This window comes from Aeromicrobium sp. (genome assembly GCF_050700635.1).
Classification (GTDB): domain Bacteria; phylum Actinomycetota; class Actinomycetes; order Propionibacteriales; family Nocardioidaceae; genus Aeromicrobium.
In genome coordinates this window covers 1-3,163 of record NZ_JBOHDT010000155.1, presented here as the reverse complement: position 1 = coordinate 3,163, position 3,163 = coordinate 1, and the positions used below count along the sequence as shown (strand labels likewise).

Sequence of the window (3,163 nt, the reverse complement as noted above, 5' to 3'; positions counted from 1 at the left end):
AGATGGACGCGAGCTACGAGCCCGATCCGCGGCTGGCTCGGGCCCTCGACGTGCTCTTCATCCTCCACGCCGACCACGAGCAGAACTGCTCGACGAGCGCGGTCCGCGCAGTGGGATCGAGCCAGGTGGACCCGTACTCCGCGGTCGCCGCCGGCATCGCCGCGCTCTACGGCCCGCTGCACGGCGGCGCCAACGAGGCGGTGCTGCGGATGCTGCGCCGCATCGGGTCGAAGGAGAACATCCCCGACTTCATCAAGGGCGTGAAGGACGGCAACGAGCGGCTGATGGGCTTCGGCCACCGGGTCTACAAGAACTACGACCCGCGGGCCACGATCATCAAGAAGTCCGCCGAGGACGTCTTCGAGGTCACCGGCACCAACCCGCTGCTCGACATCGCGCTTGAGCTGGAGAAGATCGCGCTGGAGGACGAGTACTTCGTCAAGCGCAAGCTCTACCCCAACGTCGACTTCTACTCCGGACTCATCTACGAGGCCCTGCAGTTCCCGCCCGAGATGTTCACCGTGCTGTTCGCCATCCCGCGCACGGCCGGCTGGCTCGCCCAGTGGCTGGAGCTGGTCGACGACAAGGAGCAGAAGATCGCCCGCCCCAAGCAGATCTACACCGGCGACCGCCAGCTCGAGTTCGTCCCCGCCGCCAAGCGCTGGGCCTAGGACCGCAAAGCTCAACATGACGGCAATCCGCCGTCTACTGTGGATCGATGGGCCTCCCCTGGGGCTGGAGTGCGGTGCTGGTGACTGTGGTCGGCACCGCGGTGCTGCTTGTCCCACAGGTGGCGAACTCTGTGGCACCGCCTCCGCCGGAGATCCAGGGGAGTACGACCTTCACGTTCGACTACTTCGGCTCCGAGACGATCCGCGGGAATCGCAACGTCGCGGCCAACACCATCGAGGTCAAGGACGCGCAAGGCAACGCCGTCGAGTGCGAGGAGCCCATTCCCAACAACGGGTTGAGGTTCTTCGAGTGCACTCCTGTCGACCTGTACACCTCGGCCGAGCTCGCCGGCACCAGCACCGTGCTTTCGTTCCACGAGGTCAACGCCGACGACGAGTCGTCGGCGCCCACGGTCGTGACCATCAACTTCGCGGAGTCCCGGTTTCAGGTCACGACGCCGCCCAGCCTGCCCAGCGGCGACACCATCACGCTGCTGGGGGAACGCGAAGAGTTCGACGTCACCGTGCAGTGGACGCTGAGGCGCGGATCCACCGATCTGCTCGGTGAGCCACAGGAGTGTGTGGTCGACTTCCCGGCGGGCGGCGGCGAGGGCTCGGCGTTCAGCTGCACCTACGACGACCGGGGAACCGGACGGGCGGAACCGTCGGCCGCCGCGATGCGCCCGGCGATGTTCACCCTGCCGAGCGTTCTCCCCGGTGGGGAGTACACCGCCACGATCGAGGAGTACAAGCCCGGAGTCGTCCCGCCCATCGACACCATCGAGTTCGTCTTCAACGTCGCGGGTCCCGCGCCACCGAACGCCCCGAACCCCGGGGCACCGGGCACGCCGGGCGCTCCCACACCGCTCGGCGACTCGACCGCGCCCATCCCGCTGGCGCCGCCGCCAGGACCAGGACTCCTCGAGCCACCGCAAGAGCCAGGGTCTGAGCCGTCGCCTGAACCTCCTGCGGATCCGCCGACCCCGGACGAGCAGGACCTGGCTCTGTCGCCGGTCCCGACGTCCATCGACGTTCTGCGCATCCTGATTCTCGCGATCACCGCGTTCACGATCCTGTCGATGGTCGGCCCCCGGGGCGTGGCGGTGCCGCGGCGGCTGGCCTCGGCGACCGCAGCGACGGGCGGACCCGGGCCGCAAAGCGTGTCCCGCGGCGGTGCGGTGGCTGCCGTCGCGGCGGTTGGCGGCGGCGTGGTCGAGGGAGCCGACGACGACGCCGGCCGCGCGAACCTGTTCGGCGAAGCATTCGGCGACCGCTCGATGACGTGGCGGTTCCCCGGCTGGCCACGACTCGATGTCCTGAGCGTCGCGGTTCCGGCCCTGCTCTCGACCCGGTTGCCGCTGGTCGCCCGCGTGCTGTCCGATGCCGCGTACCTGCGGGCTTCGCTCGGCGTGCTGTGGGTTCTCCTCCCGATCTGCGGGATGGCACTCGGAGTCGTGGCTGCCCTCGGCGGCAGCGCAGCGCCTCTGCCCCCCGCCCTCGCGCTGACCGCCACGCTGCTGGTGCTCGCGGTGCTCGACTCCGCCACCGGGATCGCCGCGGTCCTGGCGTTCGCGGCGGTGACTGTCGCCCGAGGCGGACTGACAGCGGACGGTCTCGAACTCGGCGAGGGCGTCCGTGGCCTTCTCGGCCTCGGCGCGCTGTGGTTCGTCACGCCGCTCGTCGCGGCCGCGGCCAGACCGTTGCGCCGGGCGTCCGAACCCGGGCATGTCTACGGCTGGGACCGGTTCGGTGACGTCGTCATCGCCGCCCTGCTCGGCGGGTGGGCCGTTCAGGGCATCGTGGGTGGACTCGGAGACCTCACCGGCAAGGACCTCCCGATCACCGAACACGCCGACGCACTGGCCCTGCTGGCGATCGCTGCCGTGGTGGGCAGGTTCGGCATCGAGGAGGTCACCGCCACCGGATACCCCCGCCGCCTGGCCGCCGTCGAGGCGGTCGGCGTCGGCGAACCCGCCACGATCCACCACTTGCGCGGCCTCGCCGTCCGGGCTGCGCTGTTGGCCTTCTTCGTCGGCGCCTTCATCGGCAACTGCTGGCAGCTCTGGGCGGGCGTGACGATCTTCGCCCTCCCCCAGCTCCTGGCCCTGTTCGGCGACCGAATCCCCGACCTCACCCGGTTGGCACCGGCGGTGCCGCGTGGCGTCACGCAGGTTCTCGTCCTTGTCCTCGTCGGCACCGCCATCGCCTACGTCCTGGACTCACGGGCGGGCAACGGCAGCGCAGAACGCGAAGCGATCCGCAACGGGTTCGTTCTGCTGTCCATCCCGGCGGCCACCTTGGAGATCGTTGCCCTGCTCGGAGGAGTTGAACCCGCCGCACGGTGGACGTGGCGGCGTCAGCTCGCCGGTGCCGCGGTCGTCGTCGTCACCACCGTCGTGGTCACTGTCCTGCTCTGACCGCAGCCGGTGCCCTAACCTGACCGTCGTGCGTGTTCGACTCGACCTCTCCTACGACGGCAAGGCCTTCCACGG

The 3,163-nt window shown here is 69.7% G+C and carries 2 protein-coding genes; both read left to right on the top strand.

Annotated features, from left to right (window positions below; translation table 11 throughout):
- The coding region (locus ACRDPN_RS11810; RefSeq protein WP_431447975.1) for a citrate/2-methylcitrate synthase at positions 1 to 671 on the top strand (671 nt) is incomplete at its 5' end.
- 47 nt (positions 672 to 718) lie between these two features.
- Positions 719 to 3,088 carry a hypothetical protein gene (locus tag ACRDPN_RS11805; RefSeq protein WP_431447972.1) on the top strand — a complete coding sequence of 790 codons (2,370 nt, stop codon included), beginning with the start codon at positions 719 to 721 and terminating at the stop codon, positions 3,086 to 3,088.
- Positions 3,089 to 3,163: the final 75 nt, after the last annotated feature.

Coding starts and splice junctions, on each gene's coding strand:
- ACRDPN_RS11805 (WP_431447972.1), top strand. CDS start 719: ATGGGCCTCCCCTGGGGCTGGAGTGCGGTGCTGGTGACTGTGGTCGGC.